Here is a 23,108-nt window from a genome sequence, read left to right on the forward strand (position 1 = left end):
TAATTGAACAGTTGCCCCAGAAATGTGGCGCGCCACATTTTAGCCCAGTCGCACCTTGATATGACAGCTAAAGCGACTTGTTACGCTTGCCCCAGTGCAGCATTCATGACATCAGTGTCGATGCAAACATCTAATCACATAATTTTTTCCTCGGCTCTCCCCGATGCTTGGTGTTAAAAGTAGCATATGATACTAAGTATCTGAGACTGAACGTTGAAACCCTCGATCCTGCTAAATTATTAGCTTGCGTTATCACCATAAGTACGAGAGAGCCGATAATAAGTTAATGTCGATTCCAATTGGGCTTTGACGCAGGGGATGGGAGAATAGATATCAAATCTTTATCAAAGATAGTATCTAAGTTACAGTCCTCATTTCCCATTCATAAATCAAATACTTATATACACTGTTACCATTATTACATTTTAACTCAGGAGAGCCACATGAACGAACCAACTAAAAGCAATACCAAAGCAGGCTGTCCCCCAGTTCCCGAATCGCTTGTCAAAGCTAAACGGGATGAACTCACCGACATCAAACTAAATATTACCAAGATGGGTGAGAAAGACTTACCAGATGACTTGCGGGGTCATGTCTTTATCATTGCACCAGTCGGAACCATTGAATCAGGAGGTCTTCCCTTTACAAATGGAGACTCATTCTTAAGCGGCGACGGTATGATTTACCGATTCGACTTCCAGCAAAAGGGTGAAGTTTTATTAACTACACGGATTATCAGGCCACCAGATTACTATGCGGATGAAGCAACCCAGCCTGGTGAAAAATATGCTAAGTATCAATTCCGCAATCATGGCATTATCAGGTTTTCTTGGTGTCTTGGTTCTCGCAACGATTTAAGTATTGCTTTCCTGCCAATGAAATTTGCTGGGGACTCCCAAGAACGCCTGCTAGTTGCCTATGATGCGGGTCGTCATTACGAAATTGATACGGAAACTCTTGAGGTGGCAACTCCTATAGGCTGGAACAAAGAGTGGCGAGGAGAAATTGAGCTGAATTTTCCCTTGCAGTGCCTGAATTTTCCCTTTTCACCTGTGCTTAGCACTGCTCACCCCGTATTTGACGTTCGCAAAAGCGAAATGTTCACGGTCAATTATGGTATGTCATTAAAAACTTTTCTCGGTATCGTAACTAATACGGCAAATAAACTAGCGAAACAAGTAAAGAAAGTTTTTCCACCAGCTAAAAATCATGTGGAAAAATTCAAGCTTCCAGAAGATTTCATCTATCTAATTCGCTGGGATGGTAAAGGAGAACTAGAGCGATGGCAGCTAGTCTTGCCTGATGGTTCGCCCGTAAAAATTAAGCAAAGCATTCACCAAATTGGATTTTCTAAAAATTACGTGGTAATTGTGGATACCTCTTTCAGGACAGGGATAGAGCAGATCGTTAACAACCCTTTTCCGAAACAAAAATGGTTAGAAAAATGCTTGCGAAAAAAACTGGATGTCATGGAGTTAGCAACAACTCCTGTCTATCTCGTACCTCGCGATCGCTTGACAAAAGGTCAAAAATCTGGGGTTAGCGATCGCAAGGAGGACGTACCGACGGTGACTGTCCAAAAAGTAGAAATTCCTCTAGAGATTACCCACTTTCTCGTAGATTACGACAATCCCGAACAACTAATTACCCTTCATGCAGCACATACTTGTGCCTGGAATGTGTCTGAATGGATACGTGCCTATGATGACTCTCCTTATTTCGATCCTAAGTTACCTCGCCCACAGGGAATGGAACAGAGCGAGATGGACATCAGTCGCGTCGGACGCTACGTCATTAACGGAGAAACTGGAGAAATCGTTGAACAGAAGGTTATTCCAGAGAAATTTATCCCTGAAGCAGAAGAGTGCAAGTGTACTTGGGGAGTAGCACTTTATGCTTATCTTGACCGACTTCCTTCGGCTCTCTATCCCACCATGCCGCCAGGGAAGCTTGATAATATCTACTGGATCTCTTTGGGACTCTGGAAGGATCTAGTCAGTAAGTTCATGGTTGATTTCTTCAAAGACTATCCATCCAGAGAAGTGCCACTAGAGGAATTGCTCAAAATTGCCAAAACAGAAGGCAGACCAAGTAGCTTGTTCCGTATGGATACTTCTTCAACTGAATCGATGAAGATTGCCGATTCCTATGAATTTCCTCCTGGTTGTATCGGTCTTTCGCCCCAGTTTATACCGCGCGGTGATGGTAACAGTTCAACGGATGGTTACATTACCTGCACTGTTTGGTTGAACAATACCTACGAGATCTGGATTTTCGAGGCTTGGGATCTCAAGCAGGGGCCGCAGTGGAAACTGAGTCATCCTTCTCTCAACTTTGGGTTAACTTTGCACACGACATGGTTGCCAGCTATAGGACGCCGCCAAGCCAGCTACAACGTGCCCGTGAGGGAGGATTATCAGGAATTAGTCGCTCAGAAGCGATCGCAGGAGATTCAGGATCTGTTTGATGAAAAGGTGTACCCTCACTTTGAGAAAGAATTAAAATCGATCTGAGAGCAACGGTAATATATTTAACAAGGTTAGAGGTCAAAGCTACTTTAAACTAGGTCATCCTGACCTCTAGTCTTTTTATATTTAAACAAAAAAAGTAAAAATATGATTATTCTCCCCGGCTACACAATTGCAGAGACACTTTATGAAGGAGACAGAACAGTTGTTTACCGAGGAATCAGAGAGCGCGATCGCCAGCCAGTTATTCTCAAGATGATTAAAGATGAATATCCGAACATTGAAGAGATTACTCGCTTTAGACAAGAATACGCCATCCCCCAAAAATTAGACGTTCCAGGAATTGTTAAGCCCTATAACCTGGTTAACTATGAGAATAGCTTTGCTTTAGTCTTAGAAGACTTTGGCGGTCAATCTGTTAGCGAATTATTGAAAAACATAAAAATTCACTTACAAGAGTTTTTACTTCTGGCGATTTCGTTAGTAGAAACGCTCAGTCAAGTCCATAAAGTAGGGATTATACATAAAGATATTAAACCTAGCAATATCATCATCAACCCCGAAACGAGGGAAGTCAAAATAACTGACTTTAGCATCGCGATCGCCTTACCCAAAGAACAGCAAAGTATTGTCAATCCCAACTTGCTAGAAGGGACTCTCGCTTATATGTCACCCGAACAAACGGGAAGGATGAATCGAGCAATTGACTACCGCACCGATTTCTATTCTTTAGGAGTGACTTTCTATGAAATGCTGACCAACCAGTTGCCATTTACTACCACCGATCCGATGGAGTTGGTTTACTGTCATATTGCCAAACAACCCGTCCCACCTAAAGAGGTAGCAGAAATTCCCCAAGCGGTTTCAGATATTGTGATGAAACTGTTAGCAAAAAATGCGGAAGACCGATATCAAAGTGCGGCGGGATTAAAATTTGACATGGAAACTTGTTTGCAGCAATTGCAGACAACTGGCAATATTGAAAACTTTCCCATCGGTCAACGCGATCGGGGCAACCAATTACTCATTCCCCAGAAGCTTTATGGCAGAGAAACTGAAGTCCAAATTCTTCTAGATGCCTTTGGGCGAGTCAGCCTCGGTGCCACCGAGATGATGTTGGTTTCCGGTTATTCCGGGATTGGTAAAACTTCAATTGTCAATGAAGTTCATAAACCAATTGTAGCAGCGAGGGGGTATTTTATTGCGGGTAAGTTTGACCAGTTTAAGCGCAATATTCCCTATGCAGCTTTAATCCAAGCATTTCAAGAATTAGTCCGTCAGCTATTAACCGAAAGTTCCGAACAGATTGCTATTTGGAAAGAAAACTTATTAAAAGCGCTAGATAATAACGGTCAAGTTATTATTGATGTTATCCCCGAAGTCGAACTAATTATCGGTAAACAGCCGGAAGTTCCTCAACTGGGATCTTCGGAATCGCAAAACAGATTTAATCGGGTATTTCAACAATTTATTCGCGTTTTTTGTCAACCCGAACACCCGCTAGTCATATTCCTAGACGATTTACAGTGGGCAGATGCGGCATCTCTAAAGTTAATCCAACTCTTAGTCACTGACCCAGATAGCAAATATTTATTAACGATTGGAGCTTATCGAGATAACGAAGTCAGTCCCGTTCATCCTTTAATTCAGACAATAGAAAAAATTCAAGAAAATGAAACGGTGGTGAATAATATCACCATTCAGGCGCTGGCTTTGGATAGCGTCAACCACTTAATCGCCGACACTCTCGATGCCAGCGTAAACTCAGAGCAAATCAAACTTTTTTCTGAATTACTTTTTAATAAAACCCAAGGCAATCCGTTTTTCTTAACCCAGCTACTCAAAACCCTGTACTCGGAAAATCTGCTGGTTTATCAGGTAGACACAGACCGCTGGGAGTGGGATATTCAACAAATCCAAGCAATTGGTATCGCAGATTTCAATATCGTTGAACTGGTTGCCCGAAATATTCGCAAACTCCCAGAAACAACGCAGAAAGCATTAAAATTAGCGGCTTGTATCGGCAACCAATTTAACTTAGAAGTTTTATCAATTGTCAATGAAGAATCAAACTTAGTGACGGCGGCTCATTTGTGGGAGGCAATGCAAGCTGGTTTGATTCTGCCGCTGTCTGAAAGCTACAAAATTCCTTTAGTATTTGCCCAGGAAGAGTTGGCATCTGTACGGGATATCAAAGTTGAATACAAATTTTTGCACGACCGCGTGCAGCAAGCTGCTTATTCTTTGATTCCAGAGTCAGAGAAAAAAGCGACTCACTTGAAAATTGGTCAACTGTTGCTGAATAATACAACAGAGCAAGAGCGAAAAGATAATATTTTTGCTCTGGTCAACCAACTGAATTTTGGCACAGATTTGCTAACTAATCAGTCAGAAACAGATGAGTTGGCTGAATTAAACCTGATCGCCGGACAGAAAGCGAAGGCAGCGACTGCATATGAAGCCGCTGTTAATTATTTGAATGTAGGTATAGAACTCCTGAGTCAAGATAGCTGGGAAAGTCGATACGATCTGACATTTACCTTCTATCTGGAAGCAGCGGAAGCCGAATATCTTAATGCTAATTTAGAACGAGCGGAAATTTTGTGCGATCGCGCTCTCCAAAAAGCCAAAACCATCCTCGAACAAGTCCAGCTATACGAACTGAAAATTAAGCTTAAACTCGCTAAAAACCAGATTCAATCTGCTTTAGATACCGGACTGCAAGTTCTGGAAATGCTGGGAGTGACCCTGAGTCAATCACCCCCACAAGAACTCAAGATTGAAGAGTTAGCTAGCCTGCCAGAAATGACCGATCCCTACAAGCTGGCGGCTATGCAGATTTTAATTCTCATATGGCCTCCTGCTTGTTTTGGAGATGCCAAGCTATCTCTACCAATTCTGTATACTATGATCGATCTTTCCAGTCAATATGGAAATTCTAGCCCTGCTATTTATGCCTACTGTAACTATGGTGGAATCGTAACTTGGCAAATTCCAGACATAGATTTTGGTTATCAACTCGGTCAACTAGCTTTGAATGTATTAGATAAGCTGAATGCCAAAGAGTTTCGCTGTAAAGCATTGCTCACATATTGCATTACTATCCAACATTGGAAGCAACATACTAGGAATACTATAGAACCCTTGCGTCAGGCAATTCAAGACGGTCTAGAAGTTGGCGATATAGAATTTGCTTGTCATACGGCTGACTTCTACTGCGCTCACTTGTTTTTTGTTGGTGAACATCTTGAGTTTGTGGCTGAGAGGTTGGAGCAATATATTGATTTTGTCAATATGTTTAAACAGGAATACCAGTTAAACTTGTTGAAAATATTTGGTCAAGCTGTATCTAATATTAGGGAAGGGGCTGAAAATAAATGCGAATTAATTGGCAATACTTTTAACGAGATAGAAAATTTACCACTATTTATTAAAGAAAATAATGTAATATATTTGTTGTACATATATTTTTTAAAATCTCGTTTGTGCTATCTTTTTAAAGATTACTCGGGCTGTTTAGAAAATGCTGAATTAGCTGCCAAATATTCACATTTTGTTCGGAATATAATTCTGTTTACGGAACATATTTTTTACTATTCGCTTGCTTTAGTCGCTCAGTATGGAAACACGCACGACCGTGAGGATAATGAGAACAATCTTAAACAGCAACAATATCTAAAACAAGTAGAAGAAAATCAACAAAAAATGAAATATTGGGCTTTCCATTGCCCAGCCAATTACCAGCATAAGTATGACTTAGTAGAAGCAGAAAAAGCCCGCGTCTTAGGGCAATGTTTCTCAGCAATGGAATATTACGACCTGGCGATAGATGGAGCCAAGGAAAATGGATATGTACAGGATGAAGCCCTCGCCAATGAACTAGCAGCAGAATTTTATTTAGCATTAGGTCGTCAGAAAGTAGCGCGTACCTACCTGATTGACGCTTACTATGCCTATATTCGCTGGGGAGCCAAGGCAAAAGTTAAAGATTTAGAAGAGCGCCATGCTGAATTACTCGCACCTATCGTCGGCAGGAAAAACAGCCTGACGAGTGGAAGAGACGAAATGATTGTTCAGACCAGAACCACTGTCACTTCTACCAGTTCAGGTGCTGGACAAGCTCTGGATTTATCAACAATTATCAAAGCCTCCCAAGCGCTCTCAGGGGAAGTTCATTTAGATAAGTTACTCTCGAATTTGATGCAATTCTTGCTGGAAAACGCGGGAGCAGAAAAGTTTTATTTCCTCATACCTGACCCAGCAGGTAAGTGGAAAATTGAAGCTCAATGTACGGGTGAACGATGTCAATTAATCTCCAAGTCAGCGACTGAAAGTCAAGAGATTCCTATCTCGCTGGTTAATTATGTAGAACGCACGCAAGAAACTCTTGCGATTGATGATGCAACGAATAAAAGCAGGTTTGCATTTGACCCGTATATTATTCAGCAGCGACCTAAATCTATCTTGTGTAGCCCCCTGATCAATCAAGGTAAATTGGTGGGCATCTTATATCTAGAAAATAATTTAACAGCGGGGGCTTTTACGCGCGATCGCCTAGAAGTCCTCAACATCATTTCCGCCCAAGCTGCGATCTCCATCGAAAATGCCCGCCTCTATCAAACTTTAGAAGATAAAGTGCAACAACGCACAGCCCAACTCGCCGAAGCAAACCAGGAAATTAGCGCCCTCAACAACAAACTTAAAGCCGAAAACATTCGCCTCAGTGCTGAGTTAGAAGTCACGAAACGACTGCAACAAATGATCTTGCCCAAACAATCGGAACTTGATAAAATTAAAGGATTAGAAATTGCTGGATATATGCAACCTGCCGATGAAGTGGGCGGCGACTACTACGACGTGCTAACCCAAAATGATAAGGTAAAAATTAGCATCGGTGATGTTACCGGACATGGTTTAGAAAGTGGCGTATTAATGATTATGGCGCAAACCGCCGTCCGCACTCTCCAACAAATGAACGAGACCGATCCGGTGAATTTTCTTGATGTGTTAAACCGCACTCTTTATGCCAATATCGAGCGCATCGGCTCGTCTAGAAACATGACCTTGGCTTTGTTAGATTATCAAGATAGTAACTTCAGCCTCAGCGGTCAACATGAAGAACTTATCGTAGTCCGTACTGATGGTAACATCGAACTGATCGATACAATGGAACTCGGTTTTCCCCTGGGATTAGAGGAAGATATTTCTGGTTTTGTTTCCCAAATTCAAGTGCATCTTAATCCAGGGGATGTAGTAGTGCTTTACACAGATGGAATTACCGAAGCTATAAATATAAATCGAGTGTATTACGGCATAGAAAGATTGTGCAAATTGGTGAAAGAAAATCGCCACAAAACGGTTGAAGAAATTCGACAAGCAGTAATTGATGATGTGCGGCAACATATTGACAAGCAGAAAGTTTTTGACGACATTACGTTGGTAGTCCTAAAACAGAAATAACGCAAGTTGGGAATTGGGAATTGGGAATTGGGAATTGGGAATTGGGAATTGGTAATTGGTAATTGGTAATTGGTCATATCAAGTCCGGTTGCACCGGACTTGTATAGTGGGGGTGTAGTCGATCGAGACGAAGAGGCTCGCTCCATTGCCTTCCTTGGACGCGACTTCTCCAAAGTCCTAAATTGGGCGATCGCCCTATTTACCGCAAACATTCACCTAAAATCCAAAAATCCCCCAAAACATCAACCAACTTGTGGTAATGTTTTGTGTCGGTTGCTATGTGGCAATCTTCTGCAAGTTCAGTTAAACGCGCTCTCAGCAATGTTTTTGCCAATTTTCCCCTTAGCTCAAATAATCCCCGCACCTCCCGCCCAACAACAACTGATCATTGACCCAGAAGTCCCCCTACCCGAAAACGAACTGGATTTGCCGCCACAGCCAAGCAGCAGCCTGCTGAAAACCCTGACGGTGCCTCAGCAAGTGCGCGTTTTACCGGGGCAACTCGACAGCATCCCGGTTTTCAACAGCAACAGCCCGGAAGTTGTGCAAACCGAAGGCATTTTGCTCTCCACATTTGGGCCCGAAGGAAAACAAGTACCTTCTGCACACTTAAACTTTCCCTTCAAAGGCCGATTTGACATCTTTGCCCACCACATCGCTAAAGCTAAAAATCGCCAAGAAACTCGCACCTTATTTCAAGGAATAATTGTCCACAATCCTAACTCCGAACCTGTTACTTTAAATGTATTGCAAGGAGCGACTTATTTAACTCGGCCGGATGCCTTGTTTGTCGATTTGCCGTCGTATTTAGAGAATCGATTCGGCACTGTGTTTGCCGGGCCTGGAAGCCGCATCACGAGCGATGTGCTGCGGGGATACAGACAAAGCATTTTGCCGGCTGCGATCGAGATTCCGGCGAATGAGAGCCGAATGCTGATGAATTTGCCGATACCTGTGGGGAATGTCACGCCTTCTTCCAATGGTCGATCGACATTAATGCGAATGTCGAGCAGCAATTCGGTTTATGTAGCATCATTAGCAATGTTTGCTCCCACAACTCCAGAAGGAATCGAGCAATATCCCACATTAGAACAGTGGGAAAATATTTTAAATACCAAAGGTTTAGCCGGGCCGAGAGATTTAGCACCAACTCCCAGAGGCGAAAATCCGCTGCAAAAAATTTATGGGCGCGTGGCGGGAGTAGCTGAAGGTTCCCAGTGGGAAGCTAAAATTACGGACAATTCGAGAACCGATTATTTAACGATTCCCAAGCGCGGCGAGTCATTTTCTTATGCTTTGAGCACTACTGACACGGGTACTTTTGGAACTGGTCAAGTTCAAAGCGCTAAAATGTTAGCTCGCTATCCCGATACTGCTTATTTTGCTCACGGTAATTACGGGATTCAATACAACTTAACTTTTCCGCTTTACAACAAATCTCGTGAATCCCAATCTGTTAGCATTAAAATGCAAACACCGATTAAAGCAAATACAGAATCGGGGGGATTGATGTTTTACGATCCTCCCGAAAATCGGATATTTTTCCGAGGTACGGTGCGGGTGATGTTTAATGATGATACGGGCAAGACTTTGACGCGCTACATTCACATTGTGCAGCGCCGGGGACAGCAGGGGGAACCTTTGGTGAATGTGAATATGAAGCCGGGGGAACGCCGTTTGGTGCAGGTGGATTTCTTGTATCCGCCGGATGCGACGCCACCGCAAGTGTTGACTGTGCGATCGAGTAATTAGTTGCTGGTTGAGGGTTGACGGTTGACTGTTGACGGTTGACTGTTAACCTTTGGGTTTTTGTTTTAATGAGTTAAGATAGGCATTAAGTTTTGGTGAAAGTTCATTTAATAATGGATGCAGTCGATCGCTGTGTTTTTGAGTCAAAAGATTGCGAGCTCCGTCAAGTCTCAACCAATGTCTTGGTTCGTTTAATGAACCTCTGGCTGTTTTCACAAAACGCTGATTATCTTAATAGCTATAGCCTCCATGTCCTTCTGCAATATTAGCACCAACACTATCAGCCGATCGGACTATTTGTTGGCCCATCGTATGCTTCGCCAAGTCATCCCACTTTTTAACAATAAACCATCTTTCGTTTGATATTTTTTCAGCTAATTGATCAACTATTAGCTGTTGGAAGCTTTCCATATTAGCTCCTTTAACATAGTTGATGGGTAAGGATTCAGGTCTGAAAGAAGGGAATGAGGTCAGGCACAGGAAAGTAGTCACAAGAATGGGCAGAAATAGCCTGACGGAAAAAAGCCATTACTGAACGAGCTTGAAAACGACAGGTTTGAATCACACTCAGCAGATTAGCCGTTTCCTCAAATCGTTTCATCGAACGAGAGCCGCCAGAAACTTTCCGTTTAGTTACAGCTAGCCGTAGAGAACGTTCTGCTAAATTATTATCCGGAGGAACCGAGGGGTCATTGAGAAAATACCACCATTGTTCTGCCTTATCCCGTAAGGATTTTAGTAACAGACCTGCGGCATAACCCACAAGGCCGGGCCAAGTCGCCAAAGCTTGATTCAATCGTATTTTGAAATCCTGAGCCCACGAGTGGTAGGTGAGTAGATCCCTCGTCTTTCGCCAGGACTCATGGGCTCTAAAAGCTTCATCTATTAATGACAGAAATATTTGAGCGACTGCTGCATTATTATTGCCAGGAAGTCCCAGCACTTTCTTAAAATGCCGTCGTAAATGAGCCAGACACTTCTGTTGGGCTGCGACTTTCGCACCATTATAAACACTGAAATCATCTGAGCTTAAGACTCCCGCAAATTCTGTACCCAGCATGGTTTCTAATTCCACACGCCCCCTGGTATCTGCTGCATGAAATAAACAGAATCCTTCTCCACTAGCCGTCCATAGCCATTCTTTGACTCCCATGACACACCACGGCGTTTCATCTACATGAACGTTTGATTGTAGAGGTGCCCATTCCCACAGTGCATTTATCGCTGGCTTTACCGCTGCTGCTACTCGTTGATTGGTTTTTTGGAGTGTTCCCACTCCCACTTCTATCGTGCCGAGTTCCCACAACAATTCTGTCAGCTTGGCGTAGGAAAGATGTCCATAATTCCCCAGCCAGACTAAGAGTGCTTGGAGATTAACGCTCAAGTCTTGCCCTGGAATTATGCCCTGGGGTTGTTTTCCTCGAACTACTGCACCACATTCTAGGCATTTACACGATTGTGTCTGATATTCGACGACTTCAATTGGTTTTGCTACTAGACTGGCTACTTGCTGTCTGTGGATGTTAATTACTTCACTTAATTCTTTACTACCACAATTAAGACAGATGTCGGGCGAGCTAATTTCGGTTCTGTCTACTCGTCCAAACCCTTTTCGGGTTTTCCCTTGATGACCCGGTTGTCCGCCTGGTTTCTTTTTTGGGTCTGCTTCTGGTTTAACTGTTGGTTTCTCTGGTTTTTGGAGTAGCTCCGTTGATGGGGGTTTTGATGAAGTCTGACTGGTGGTTCGACTTTTGCCTGTAGCAATAGCTAGTTTTTCTTGCAATTCTTCAATGATTTTTTGCAGCCCCAACACAATTTCCACCAGTTCAGCTTGGCTCAACTGCTCTATCTCGGTTTTTTTCTGCTCTCTGGTGGCTGTGGGCTTTTTCATTCCTTTATTTTACCAGATGCCGCCACTTAAGTTTTTTTGACCTGAATCCTTACGTTGATGGCAAGCCGACTGTCAACTGTCAACTCTCTACAGTCAACAGTCAACAGTCAACTAATTAAAGTGTCAAAGATTGAGGATTTGTCTCAATCAATTTCGCTAAATCTTGCAAGAAAGATGCAGCATCAGCACCGTAAATAATCCGGTGATCGCAAGTAATATTCACCTGCATTTGGCGCTTCACTCCCATCAAACCATCCTCGTTTGCCACTACTTGCGGCCGCGAAGAACCGATCGCCAAAATCGATCCTTGATTCGGCGGCAAAATCGCGTCAAACTTGTCTACTCCAAACATTCCCAAATTGGAAAGAGTAAAAGTTCCCGTGCTGTATTCATCAGGCTTCAATTGCTTGGTGCGGGCGCGATCGACTAAATCCTTCCAAGTGCGCGAGAGCGAATAAATATCGAGGCGATCGGCATTTTGCAGCACCGGCGTAATCAAACCGCCGCCGTCCATCGCCACCGCTACCGCCACATTAATATCAGCACGGTATTGAATCCCGGACTCCACATAAGAAGCATTCAGCAGAGGATGTTTTTGTAAAGTTACTGCTACAGCCTTCGCCAGCATAGCCGTCATCGTGACGCCCTTCGACTTAATTTGTTTGTAGAGTTTGTCCAGATTATCAGTAGTAATTGTGTAACCCACGTGGAAAGACGGCACGCTCAAACTGGCTTCCATATTCCGCACCACCGCATTTTGCAGCGCGTTCATCGGTACTTTTTGGCCAGAAAGTGCCACCGCCGGGACTGGTGCGGGGGCGGGTTTGGCTGCTGCGGGGGCGGGTGCTGCGGGGGCTGGTGCGGGTGCGGGTGCGGGTGCTGCAGGGACTGTTACCGGTTGCTGAACCGGAGCGGGTTGGGCTTTGCCGGCTGCTGCTTCCACATCCTCTGCGACAATTCGGCCGTTGGGCCCGCTGCCTTTGATAGAATTCAAATCTACTTTAAATTCTTTGGCTAACTTGCGAGCGCGGGGAGAAACGATGCTGCGGCCGTTTTGGCGGCTGACATTTTGCTGCAAACCTGCTGATGCTGTAGGTGCGCTGGCAGGAGCGGGGCTGGGAGCGGGGGCTGCTGCTGCGCTTGGGGCGCCGGCTCCTTGCTGCTGAGCTGTGGCGATTTCGGCTTCTGTTTCTGCTACTAGGGCGATTGCTGCTCCCACCGGAGCAACTTCGCCCGCAGGTACAATAATTATTGCTAAATAGCCTTCGTAGAAAGACTCCACGTCCATGTCGGCTTTGTCGGATTCAACGACTACCACCGTTTCGCCTTTTTCTACTTTGTCTCCGGCGGATTTGACCCAGGAAACAATTTTGCCCTCTGTCATTGTCGAACTCAGGGCTGGCATGAAAACTTCGCGAATCATCTGTAAAAAGTCCTTGTGTGTGGGTAATAGGTAATCGGTATTTGGCAATTGATAATTGGCGACCGGCCACCGGCAATACTTATTATTATGCCAGTCTCTCGCATTCTTGATGTGTGACTGTTGACTCTAAATCACTTGCCAATTACCGATCGCCAATTACCACTTACCAATTTCTAAATATCACCTCGAATTTCTTCGACTATGCCGTCGCGGAGGAGAATTTCTACTTGCATTTTTTGAATCAAGTTTTCTCCCAGCCCGACAGTGAATGTGCCGTCAATTTGACCTTGACTAACTTCTTGTTCGAGGTCTAGCACCTGCACTTGCTGAAGCTGTTGCAGGTTTTGGTTTTTCTGTTCTAGCAGTTCGCTTTTTCTTTGATTCACCTGCACTTGAATGTTTTCTATTTGCTGCTGTACTTGCGGGCCTGGGGGCTGTAGATTTTGCTGTTTGATTTCTGAAACCATCCGCTGCCCTTGCATTTCTAACTGTTGTAGCTGAGAGTCTATTTGGTTGATTTGGGCTTGGAGTTGCTGTTGAGCTTCTTCTTTCCAGCGGGGAGTAACGACGACTTTAACGTTAATCGATCGCTTCAAGAGTAATTGTGGTTCCATAAAGTTGTTGCTTGTCAATTAGGAATTAGGCATTAGTCATTAGTTGGTAAACCTGAACTAATGGCTGAGGACTGAGGACTCGGACTTGGGACTCGGGTGTTGGGATAATTTTTTCTTTTCCATTCCCCAAGTCCTGCGAATATTTCAAAACATCCCGTCAATCATATCGCGGTAGTGTTGCGTCACAACCGGGCGCTTAATTTTCAGGGTCTGGGTCAACATTCCATTTTCCATCGAAAATGGCTCCTGAATCAACCGGAACGGGCCGATGCGATCGTCCGCGCGGTATCCAGGGCGATTTTGCACCTCTCGGTTCAATTCTTTGCGAAATAAATCTTGAATTGTCTTGCTATTCCAGTCAATTTCGTGTAAGGGGGGATTCTGAGTTTCTGCCCATTTCTGCACGGCTTCTGCATTGGGGACAATTAAGGCACCGACGGATTTCTGGTCTTGACCTACTAGCATAATTTGGTCGATGTAGGGGCTGCGGACGCAGGCGTCTTCTATGGGCTGGGGTTCGATGTTTTCGCCGTTGCTGAGGACGATCGTATCTTTGGCCCGCCCGGTCAAGATTAAGTCGTTTCCTGGTGTCAGCCAGCCCAAATCGCCGGTGTCGAACCAGCCTTCGGAGTCGATCGCCTTGGCAGTCGCTTGGGGATTAAGATAGTAGCCCTGCATGATTTGCGGCCCCCGCGCCAAGACTAAACCGCGCTGGCCTCTTGGCAGTTGCTGTCTGGTTTCTGGATCTACTATTTTAATTTCCGTATGGGCGATCGGCTGTCCAGCGGAACCTTTAAGATTGTGCCAAGGGCGGCGCACAGTTAAAACCGGCGACGTTTCGGTTAAACCGTATCCCACTAATAAACCGATATTCGCTATTTCAAAGAAATTGTCTAAATGCGTGGCCAAAGAACCGCCGCCGCTAATCGCCCATTTTAAGCGTCCCCCTGTAGCTTCCCTGACTTTTTGGTAAACCAATTTTTCGGCGAGGGCGTGTACGGGCGACAACCCAATGCTTTTGGTGCGGGCGATTAGTTTTTCGGAAGCAGAAGCCGGTTTCAAACTGAGAGTTAATCCTTGGCAAATGCGGCGGGCTTCTATGTATTGCTGGCTGGAAGATAACAGGAAATTCACCAATTTTTCTTTGTTAGGTGGCTGTTCCCGAAATTGCTTTTGTACGGCCTCATAAATCGATTCCCAGATGCGCGGAACGCTGACCATGAACTGGGGTTTGTAAGTTTTAAAGTCTTGTTTGAAATAGCGAATATTGGTGTAAATTTGGGTGCATCCTTGGGAAAGCAGGAAGTATTCGACGCTGCGTTCGTAGGCGTGCCAACTGGGCAGAATGCTGAGGGCAGATTCGCCGGCTTCGGGCTGGAGAATTGTACCCAAGGTGGTGAGTTGGTGCAGCAGGTTCCCGTGAGTCAGCATGACGCCTTTGGGTTTGCCGGTGGTGCCACTGGTGTAGAGGAGGGTGGCGAGGGTTTGAGGCTTGTGGTTGGTGGGTTTGAGGGGGCGGTTTGCCCCTGTGGTCATGACTTGGGAAAATTTGACTGTGCTTAGGGTTGGGCTGGTTTCCGGTTCTTCGTCGGAGAGGAGGACGATGAGTTGGATGGGCAAATCCGGGAGGCGGTTTTGCAGTTTTTTGAGTAATGCCAGGTTTTCGACTACCAAGGCGGTGCTCCCGCTGTCTTGGATGATGTACAAAAGTTCTTCGGGGTCGGCGGTGGCGCCTCGAACAACGTTTGCGGCCCCGGCCATCATGATACCTTGGTCGGCTATCAGCCAGCGGGGGCTGTTGTCGGCGAAGAGGGCGACGCGGGGAGGGATGGGATCTCCTGGATTTGGTTCGAGGCCTAGGGCTTGGAGGCCGGCGGCGAATTGCTGGATTTGTTGGTAGAGGTCGGTGTAGGTGAGTTTGATTTCGGGCTGGCTGTGGGGGTCGTGGAGGGCGACGGTTTGAGGACAACGCTGTTGGACGATCGCCCAAATTTCAGGTACCGATTGAATGGAACTGTAATCGATCAGGCGGCTGAGGTTAGCGCGTTCGCGATCGGTCATTTGAGATGATGCGTAAGATGCTGTGCTGTTCATAAGGTATTTTCCTCAGTTTATGGAGATAAAATTATTGGCTACAAGTTTAATATCACAGTTATTTTAGAACTATCTGGCAGTCTCGTGACAGTTTGTAAACTTGCTATTATCTATTCGGACAATTAGAGATACAAGATGATGAAATTTATAGTTGCACAGAAACACATGAATTTACGAAAGTTAATAGTAGTTGCTTGTAGTGCGATCGTAGCATTATTATGAATTGGGTGCTTTTTCAAACGCGATCGATAACCGCCTCCCACAGTTCGGCAATAGGATGCAATTTGCCTTCTTTAATTTGCTGGAGGGAGTTACGGAGGCTGGCTAGGACGAGTTCGGCAGGCTCGTCATCGGGATCTGCGGGCGGGGTGACAATATGGCGATCGATTAATAGTTGGTAAAAGTCGTCCACAGACATTACAGCGAGTTGAGCGGATCGATCGAGACTGAGGCTGTGCTGCTGATAAAGTACGATCGCGAGTTCGAGTCGCACATCGGCTTCAGTCAGGGGGAGATTGTCGGGAAGGTTGAGCGTAATTTGCATGATTTATAGTACCTTTTAATGTCAATTGTCTCTGAAGTGCGATCGTTACAGATTCATTAAACTTTGATTCATGCGCTGTATTCTTCAAGATTAAAACGAGTAGATATGTCAGCACTTTAACATAGCTGGGTGCTTAGGGCGCACCTTACCCCCACAATAAAATTGAACTATGAGTGGAACAGGCATCTTGCCTGTTCATGAAACTCGTGCAATATCTCAGATTTAAGCGACATGGCGCGGTGCATCAACCATCGGTGCTGTGCCAAACAAATGTCTGAGATAACTGCGACTGAGCTCGCGGTTCCAGCGCCGCAGCCGCACCATCACTCGCGTGAATGTAAAAGTCAATTCCAACACCAAAGAAAGCTGTTTGAGACTGAGCGAAGTATTAAACACATCATTGCCGTGCGTGCGTTCAATCTGATGGTGTTTCAGCAAAGCAATCAAGTTTTTGGTAGAGCCTTTCAGTTGATTGAAATAACTCTGGGAGAAGGCCCAGCGGCTGAAACCCCAAAACTTAGCCAAATGATTGATTTCATCCTGTAAAGGCTGGGAAATTGCCTGTTGCAACGCTCCTGTTGAGTGTACCATCAACCATAAATAAACAGAAGTAGCTCCCCACTCGGTACTCAGGCGACTAATCACGTGTTTGTAGGTATCTTGCCAAGCGTCACCTGTGGATTGACAGCCATTCACAGAGTTGGGTTTAACTTGGAGTTTTTCGGCTGTAAGTTGCTGGTAAATTTTCCTAAATGTCGGGCAATGTTGGCGTTCTTCTTTTTCCCAGACACCTATCTCTAAAATGTTGCCATTCTCATCAAAAATTCCTCCCATAAACCGCGCCATTTGCGGGTAAATATGCTGTAAATAGCACCAACTTTCTCTACCGTAGCTGCGGATGGGAGCTTCAATTTCTGCCGCACTTGCCAAAATTTGTAAAAATATTTCTGGCTTGACACCAATAATTTGGTCGCGATTGATTCCTGGCCAATCTATGGGCTCCCAAGGGCGGGGATGCGGGGTGTAAAATTGCTGGGGGAGATCGGAAAGTCGATCGCTCAAAACTTCCAAGGACATATAATGGTCGATGAGGGAATTAATCCTCGCCCGACTTTGCAAGTAGCGAGGGCTTTGATACTGATTCCCAGCCAAGTCAATTGTATACACCTTAGCAGTAGCTTTCATTGTTTCTTCCTGTTGGTAACTTTTACAGCTATTGTGCAAAAGGCATTTGGGAAGTCGCAATGAGTAACGTGCAGGCTGCTCAATTACTAGCAGTTGCCTTGATTGAGCCGAACTCAGGTGAAACGGCATGAAGTAGGGTGAACTAAACAACAGATGATACGGCTAAGATGTGCCGAAGAGTAGCCTTCCTCCCATCAATAGTCTCTACTATTGAAAATACAAAGAATTGCCACTGCCCGTCAGCATGACAATCATATCCCGTTTTTGTAAAGCAGCTTCGACAATTTCCTGCTGCCCCGGGCTCAAAGAGTCATAGCCAAAAAATGTTTGAGAACTTGTTCTAGGGACAGCCGCACAGAAGATGTTGGCGGATTAGACGCTGACATTTGCAGTAGGTGGTTGTTGGATTCTACACTATTCCATGCTTTTGGAGAAAAAATACACTGACTGCGATCGCACAAAATTCGTTAAGCAGAGAAACCGATATTTTTAATCGGGGTTTAGACGGGTAGTGATGGGTATCGATATTGATGGGTTTGGCTCCTCACAGAAGTCACCCCCAAATGGAAGGTCGTTATCAACAGCAGAGTTTTCCACTTTACTTTAATTCGTTACATACCGAGATTAGATGGTGAATTCATTGCTGGAATTGCTGCTACAAATTAACAGCCATCAATATTTCTTTACAATGCTCTGGCTCTGGACTTCACAAGCCATCGTCAAAAATTGATGGTTTTTGAAGCCTGAATGTCAATTTCTCTGTAGATCTACGGATACCGGACTCAACATTTGTCTCCCAGCTTCACATAATCTTCATAAATCTCCCGTATAATTACGGTAACTTTATAAAGATTAGGTAAAGATTGCCATTAAAGGTAGCCAAAATCACGATTCTGTAAGTTAAACTGGGAGCCAGCCCAAACCACACTTACGTAGGGCTTGCTGAATAAGCGATCGCGCTTGACGTGGCCTGGGTTATTCGAGGGCGCGATCGAGAGTAAAGTGCAAGATAAACAGGTAAACTAAGTCAAAACCCGTGCATCACCACCTACGATCGTGTACCGAAAAGTTGAGCTGGCTCCCAACCCCCCATCCGAGTTTGAACTGCCCTTCGGAGGAAAATTGTCAGCAGACAACCGTTGGGTAAAAATGGTCCAACTCATCCCGTGGTCAGAGTTTGAAGCAGAATATGCCCAAAACTTCCCCACCTCCAAGGGCGCACCAGCTAAATCCTTTCGGATGGCGTTGGGGGCATTAATTATTAAAGAAAAACTAGGAATTAGCGATCGTGAAACGGTAGGACAGATCAGGGAAAACCCGTATCTACAATACTTTATCGGTCAATCAAGCTACAGCAATGAACTCGCATTTGACCCATCACTATTAGTAAACTTTCGCCAACGGATTAGTTAGAATGTAATTAATAAAGTCAACGAACGCCTGGTCGAAAAAATGCGATCCACCACCCCAATCAAACCCGAAAAAAAAAGGATTCGGACGCCAAAAATGAGTCATCCAATCGCGGTAAACTAATCATATAGCAATCCTAAATCAGTTGTAAAGACCTTGAACTTTACCAATCCTGACTAAGTTGGTATGAATTCTGAGTTTTTAGGAAAAAAGCCAGGTAGTGCCCGCTCAGGAAAGGAAGGAGTAAATTTAAGCTACTATTAGAGAGAATTGTTTGCCATTAGTGATATGACAGTAGAAATTCATTATTGCCCGCGTTGTGGTGAGCGAAGAAGTCAGTCGTAACGGTCAGACTCGGCATCGTAAGCAAAACTACAAATGTCGAGAATGTGGTCGTCAATTTGTTCTAAATCCGACATGGAAAGCTATTACCAAGGAACAACAGGAGTTAATGTCACGGATGCTACTTGAACGTATTTCTCAGCCTGGGATTGCTCGGGTGTTGCAAGTATCAGAAGATACTGTGCAGCGCTACGTAAATGCCAGAGCTGTCGTTGAAAAGAAGCAAGTGGAGGTAAGTGCTTTCGCCAAAAAAGCGCCTGAATGTTCAGATGGATGAGTTATTGTCGTTTGTGGATAATAAAGGAAATCAGCAGTGGCTATGGCTTGCATTGGATACCGAGACTAGGGAAATTGTTGGTGTACATATTGGGGATCGTAGTACAGTATGAGCTCTTGCTTTATGGAATTCCCTCCCACCAGTTTACCGTCAATGTGCAGTAATTTATACTGATCATTGGAGTGCCTATGATTCTGTATTGCCCAGTAAACGTCATCATAGTGTAGACAAAGATAGTAGACATCTCCCAAAAAGAAATGGTTGATAGAGCGCTCTTAAATTATAATGGAATTATACCCCCAAAAACATGAGCCAACTCCGAGAATATATTGAAAAGCATCCATCCGAGACTCAAAGAATGTTGGGTATAGACTACGACCAATTAATACAACTAATTACCCATGCAGAAAATTTGTACGCTCGTCAAAAAACATCTCAAGAAAGTCCGAAAACTCGGCTCATTAAACCGGGCAGCGGGATCCCCCCTAAACTAACGATAGCAGACCAAATTATTTTGACATTAGTGTACCTGCATAACTTACCTACTTTTCAAATGCTTGGGGTACAATTTGGCATTGGTGAATCAACCGCTAATTATATTTTTCACCGCTGGGTAAAGATTTTAAGAGATTTATTGCCGGCTTCGGTGTTAGAACAAGTATAGTCATTTCAAATAAGTATGAGACTATTTAAAAATGAGGTAAAATTAATAAAAATAGTGAACCCGCTAGGAAAATGTCTTACAGTATTGATTTGAGAAAAAGAGTAGTGGATTATGTAGAAAATGGCGGTCGTATCGCTCAAGCAACCGGACTTTTTCAGGTAGTTGTGGCAACGATATATCGGTGGCTGGGTCGGACAGACCTTAGAGCCACCAAGGTAAAAAGACGTAAGAGAAAGCTAGATTGGAAAGCCTTAGAAAACGATGTAAAAGAGAACCCAGATGCCAGATTAATCGACAGAGCCAAGAAGTTTGGGGTCAGACCAAGTGCCATATCTTATGCTCTTAAAGAAATGAAAATTACTCGACAAAAAAACAACTTCGTTATCAGGAAAGAAACCGAGAAGAAAGAATGAAATACTACAGATATCTCCGAGAATTAATTAAAGTATCGGGATGTCAAAGTCTGGTTTTTATTGATGAGTCAGGATTTGAAGAGTTTCAAGATTGTGCATTAGGCTGGTCAAAAAAAGGCAAAAAAATCTGGGGTGAAAAGTCAGGAAAACGGGGGAAAAGAGAAAATCTAGTAGCCGGAAGAAGGAAAGGAAAAAAGGACTTAATTGCCCCAATGGTTTTTACGGGCAGCCTCAATGCAGAAGGTTTTGAAGGGTGGTTATCTTTATATTTATTACCCTCTCTGACCCAGCCATCTATCTTAATCATGGATAATGCACCGATTCATCGAAAAACAGCCATTCGAGAACTGGTAGAGGAAACGGAGCATCAAGTTCTTTTTCTCCCAAAATATTCTCGCCTACCTGAACGATATTGAACACGATTTTAGTGCCTTAAAGCGAGCCAGAATGTATGCTCCTCCTGGCACATCTTTAGATGAACTCATCTGTGCCTACTGCGATCAATAGTGTCTCTTTTTTATTTGAAATGACTATAAAAAAAAATGATGACGATCGGGCATGGGTTCTGGAAATTTTGAAAGATGTTGAGTTGATAGTAGATAGCTACGAGCAGCCCATACAAAGACCTACGGACAATGAAGAGCAGAAAAAAAATTACTCTGGAAAACAAAAGAGGCATACTAAAAAGAACCAGGTAATAGTCATGCCATCCGGTAAAGAGATTGTTGACGTAGTAGTAGGAGAAACCGGAGCAACAGCCGACATAAACATTTGGAGAAAGCAGAGAGCGTCATTAGAAACATCACAAAAGTTTCAAGGAGATAAAGCTTATGTAGGAGAACCATTAATTAGGGCTTGCTGGATAAGTGCAGAAAGGTTACACGGCTTGGTTATGCGATCGTCCGATCAAGGAAAGTGTGCAAGATAAACAGGTAAAATAGTACAAAAGCCTTGCATCACCCAGTGCGAGCGTGTACAGAAAAGCTGAGCTTGCCTCAAGTCCCCCATCCGAGTTTGAACTGCCCTTTGGAGGAAGGTTGTCATCAGACAACCGTTGGGTAAAAATGGCCGAACTAATTCCCTGGTCAGAGTTTGAAGCAGAATATGCCCAAAACTTCCCCACAGAAAAGGGCGCACCAGCCAAATCATTTCGGATGGCATTGGGAGCATTAATCATCAAAGAAAAACTGGGAATTAGCGCTCGCGAAACGGTAGAACAGATTCGCGAAAACCCCTATCTGCAATACTTTATCGGTCAATCAAGCTACAGTAATGAACTCGCATTTGACCCATCTCTATTAGTACACTTTCGGCAACGAATCAGTCCGAACCTCATCAATAAAGTCAACGAACGCATGGTCGAAAAAATGCGCTCTCTCACCCCAATCAAACCAGAAAAAAAAAAGGCTTCGGACGGCAAAAATGAGTCACCCAATCGCGGTAAGTTGATCGTAGATGCAACCTGTGCCCCAGCCGATATTAGTTATCCGACCGACTTAGGACTATTAAACGGAGCCAGAGTTCATACAGAAAAAATCCTAGACATTCTCTATAAACAAATCAAAGAAAAAACCCATAAAAAACCAAGAACCTACCGTAATCTCGCCCGAAAAGATTACTTAGCAGTAGCCAAACAAAGACGACCCACCCGAAACAAAAGAAGACAGGCAATTAAAAAACAACTTCAGTACATCAAAAGAAACCTAGCTCATATTGAGCAGCTAATCGATTTAGGTGCGACCATAGAAGGTCTGAATAAAAAGCAATATAAAACTTTGCTAGTCCTCACAGAAGTCGCTCGCCAACAACAGTGGTTATTTGACAACGATAAACAGAGTATTGAGGATAGAATAGTAAGTTTAAGTCAACCCCATATTCGTCCTATAGTCAGAGGAAAAGCCGGGAAAAGCGTAGAGTTTGGAGCCAAACTGTCAGCCAGTTGTTTTGAAGGATATGTATTTTTAGACCGGATGAGCTGGGATAACTTTAACGAATCAGGGGACTTAAAAGCACAAGTAGAAGCTTATTATAGATTTACAGGATATTATCCAGAGTCAGTTCATGCAGATCGCATTTATCGTACAATATCAAACCGAGCGTGGTGCAAAGAAAGAGGAATTAGGCTCAGTGGGCCCCCTCTAGGAAGACCCCCAGCAAATGTGAGTAAATCAAAAAAGAAGCAAGCGTTGGAAGATGAGAGAATTAGAAATGCAATTGAGGGCAAGTTTGGGCAAGGGAAACGAAGATTCGGTCTCAATCGAGTGATGGCAAAACTTGATAATACATCTGGTACAGTTATTGCAATTAGTTTTTTGGTAATGAACCTTGCTACCTGGTGGCGTCGGCTTTTTTGTGTGTTTTTATGTCTATTTGGAAAAAGAACACCTGTTTTTGGGTTGAAGATAATCCCCAATTATAGATGGGGGGACTCGATACAGAAAAAACTTATATTTAACTCTGCTTGAATATATCGATCGCTCCTGTTCTTAGTTTGCGATCGATTATTCAGCAAACCCTAATTAATACTCCTCATAAAAAACCGCGTCAGGGAGTTCTGACTCCAGCTCAAAAGAG

At 44.1% G+C, this 23,108-nt stretch carries 14 protein-coding genes and 3 pseudogenes; 10 read left to right on the forward strand and 7 right to left on the reverse strand.

What is annotated here, in order from left to right; translation table 11 throughout:
* The first annotated feature begins 443 nt into the window (after positions 1-443).
* The 3 genes from D0A37_RS07425 (at position 444) to D0A37_RS07435 (ending at position 9,680) form a co-directional block, all read left to right on the forward strand.
* The gene (locus tag D0A37_RS07425; protein WP_242722901.1) at positions 444-2,513 is read left to right on the forward strand and encodes a carotenoid oxygenase family protein; all 2,070 of its coding nucleotides are present in this window, start codon (positions 444-446) and stop codon (positions 2,511-2,513) included.
* A 102-nt stretch (positions 2,514-2,615) separates the two neighbouring features.
* Positions 2,616-7,928 (forward strand): AAA family ATPase, encoded by a 5,313-nt coding sequence (locus D0A37_RS07430; RefSeq protein WP_242722903.1) that lies wholly within the window; start codon positions 2,616-2,618, stop codon positions 7,926-7,928.
* 321 nt (positions 7,929-8,249) lie between these two features.
* A complete protein-coding gene (locus D0A37_RS07435; RefSeq protein WP_242725416.1) occupies positions 8,250-9,680 on the forward strand; it encodes a DUF3370 domain-containing protein in 1,431 nt (476 codons plus the stop codon).
* A 42-nt stretch (positions 9,681-9,722) separates the two neighbouring features.
* Here D0A37_RS07435 and D0A37_RS07440 read toward each other — a convergent pair.
* From D0A37_RS07440 to D0A37_RS07470, 7 genes and pseudogenes are all read right to left on the reverse strand, one after another.
* Positions 9,723-10,088 (reverse strand): annotated as a pseudogene (locus D0A37_RS07440) (four helix bundle protein).
* Positions 10,089-10,122: 34 nt separating this feature from the next.
* Positions 10,123-11,568, reverse strand: coding sequence for an IS66 family transposase (gene tnpC / locus D0A37_RS07445; protein ID WP_242715862.1), 1,446 nt, complete (start codon positions 11,566-11,568; stop codon positions 10,123-10,125).
* A gap of 115 nt (positions 11,569-11,683) precedes the next feature.
* A complete protein-coding gene (locus D0A37_RS07450) occupies positions 11,684-12,991 on the reverse strand; it encodes a dihydrolipoamide acetyltransferase family protein (RefSeq protein WP_242722906.1) in 1,308 nt (435 codons plus the stop codon).
* Positions 12,992-13,164: 173 nt separating this feature from the next.
* Entirely contained in the window at positions 13,165-13,605 is a 441-nt protein-coding gene (locus tag D0A37_RS07455) for a YlqD family protein (protein WP_242722909.1), read from the reverse strand.
* Positions 13,606-13,749: 144 nt separating this feature from the next.
* Positions 13,750-15,699 (reverse strand): AMP-dependent synthetase/ligase, encoded by a 1,950-nt coding sequence (locus D0A37_RS07460; RefSeq protein ID WP_242722911.1) that lies wholly within the window; start codon positions 15,697-15,699, stop codon positions 13,750-13,752.
* 235 nt (positions 15,700-15,934) lie between these two features.
* Complete coding sequence (locus tag D0A37_RS07465) at positions 15,935-16,243, reverse strand: UPF0175 family protein (RefSeq protein WP_242722913.1); 309 nt, start codon at positions 16,241-16,243, stop codon at positions 15,935-15,937.
* Between the two features lie 222 nt (positions 16,244-16,465).
* The gene (locus D0A37_RS07470) at positions 16,466-17,428 is read right to left on the reverse strand and encodes a hypothetical protein (RefSeq protein WP_242722915.1); all 963 of its coding nucleotides are present in this window, start codon (positions 17,426-17,428) and stop codon (positions 16,466-16,468) included.
* Between the two features lie 1,056 nt (positions 17,429-18,484).
* Between D0A37_RS07470 and D0A37_RS07475 the strand changes: the two are divergent.
* The 7 genes and pseudogenes from D0A37_RS07475 to D0A37_RS07500 form a co-directional block, all read left to right on the forward strand.
* Positions 18,485-18,838 (forward strand): annotated as a pseudogene (locus tag D0A37_RS07475) (transposase); the annotation flags it as partial.
* A 322-nt stretch (positions 18,839-19,160) separates the two neighbouring features.
* The gene (locus D0A37_RS07480; protein WP_242722917.1) at positions 19,161-19,457 is read left to right on the forward strand and encodes an IS1/IS1595 family N-terminal zinc-binding domain-containing protein; all 297 of its coding nucleotides are present in this window, start codon (positions 19,161-19,163) and stop codon (positions 19,455-19,457) included.
* Positions 19,450-19,569: an IS1 family transposase gene (locus tag D0A37_RS29360; protein WP_445242498.1), complete on the forward strand. Its 120-nt coding sequence runs from the start codon at positions 19,450-19,452 to the stop codon at positions 19,567-19,569. The genes D0A37_RS07480 and D0A37_RS29360 overlap by 8 nt, the downstream gene beginning before the upstream one ends.
* Before the next feature lie 195 nt (positions 19,570-19,764).
* A complete protein-coding gene (locus tag D0A37_RS07485; protein WP_242722920.1) occupies positions 19,765-20,121 on the forward strand; it encodes a helix-turn-helix domain-containing protein in 357 nt (118 codons plus the stop codon).
* Positions 20,122-20,192: 71 nt separating this feature from the next.
* Positions 20,193-21,041 (forward strand): annotated as a pseudogene (locus D0A37_RS07490) (IS630 transposase-related protein).
* Positions 21,022-21,462 carry a transposase family protein gene (locus D0A37_RS07495; RefSeq protein ID WP_242722921.1) on the forward strand — a complete coding sequence of 147 codons (441 nt, stop codon included), beginning with the start codon at positions 21,022-21,024 and terminating at the stop codon, positions 21,460-21,462. Before D0A37_RS07490 ends, D0A37_RS07495 begins: the two are co-directional and overlap by 20 nt.
* Before the next feature lie 43 nt (positions 21,463-21,505).
* Positions 21,506-22,999, forward strand: coding sequence for an IS5 family transposase (locus D0A37_RS07500; RefSeq protein WP_242717340.1), 1,494 nt, complete (start codon positions 21,506-21,508; stop codon positions 22,997-22,999).
* Positions 23,000-23,108 lie beyond the last annotated feature (109 nt).

The organism is Microcoleus vaginatus HSN003 (assembly GCF_022701255.1).
GTDB classification, from domain to species: domain Bacteria; phylum Cyanobacteriota; class Cyanobacteriia; order Cyanobacteriales; family Microcoleaceae; genus Microcoleus; species Microcoleus vaginatus_B.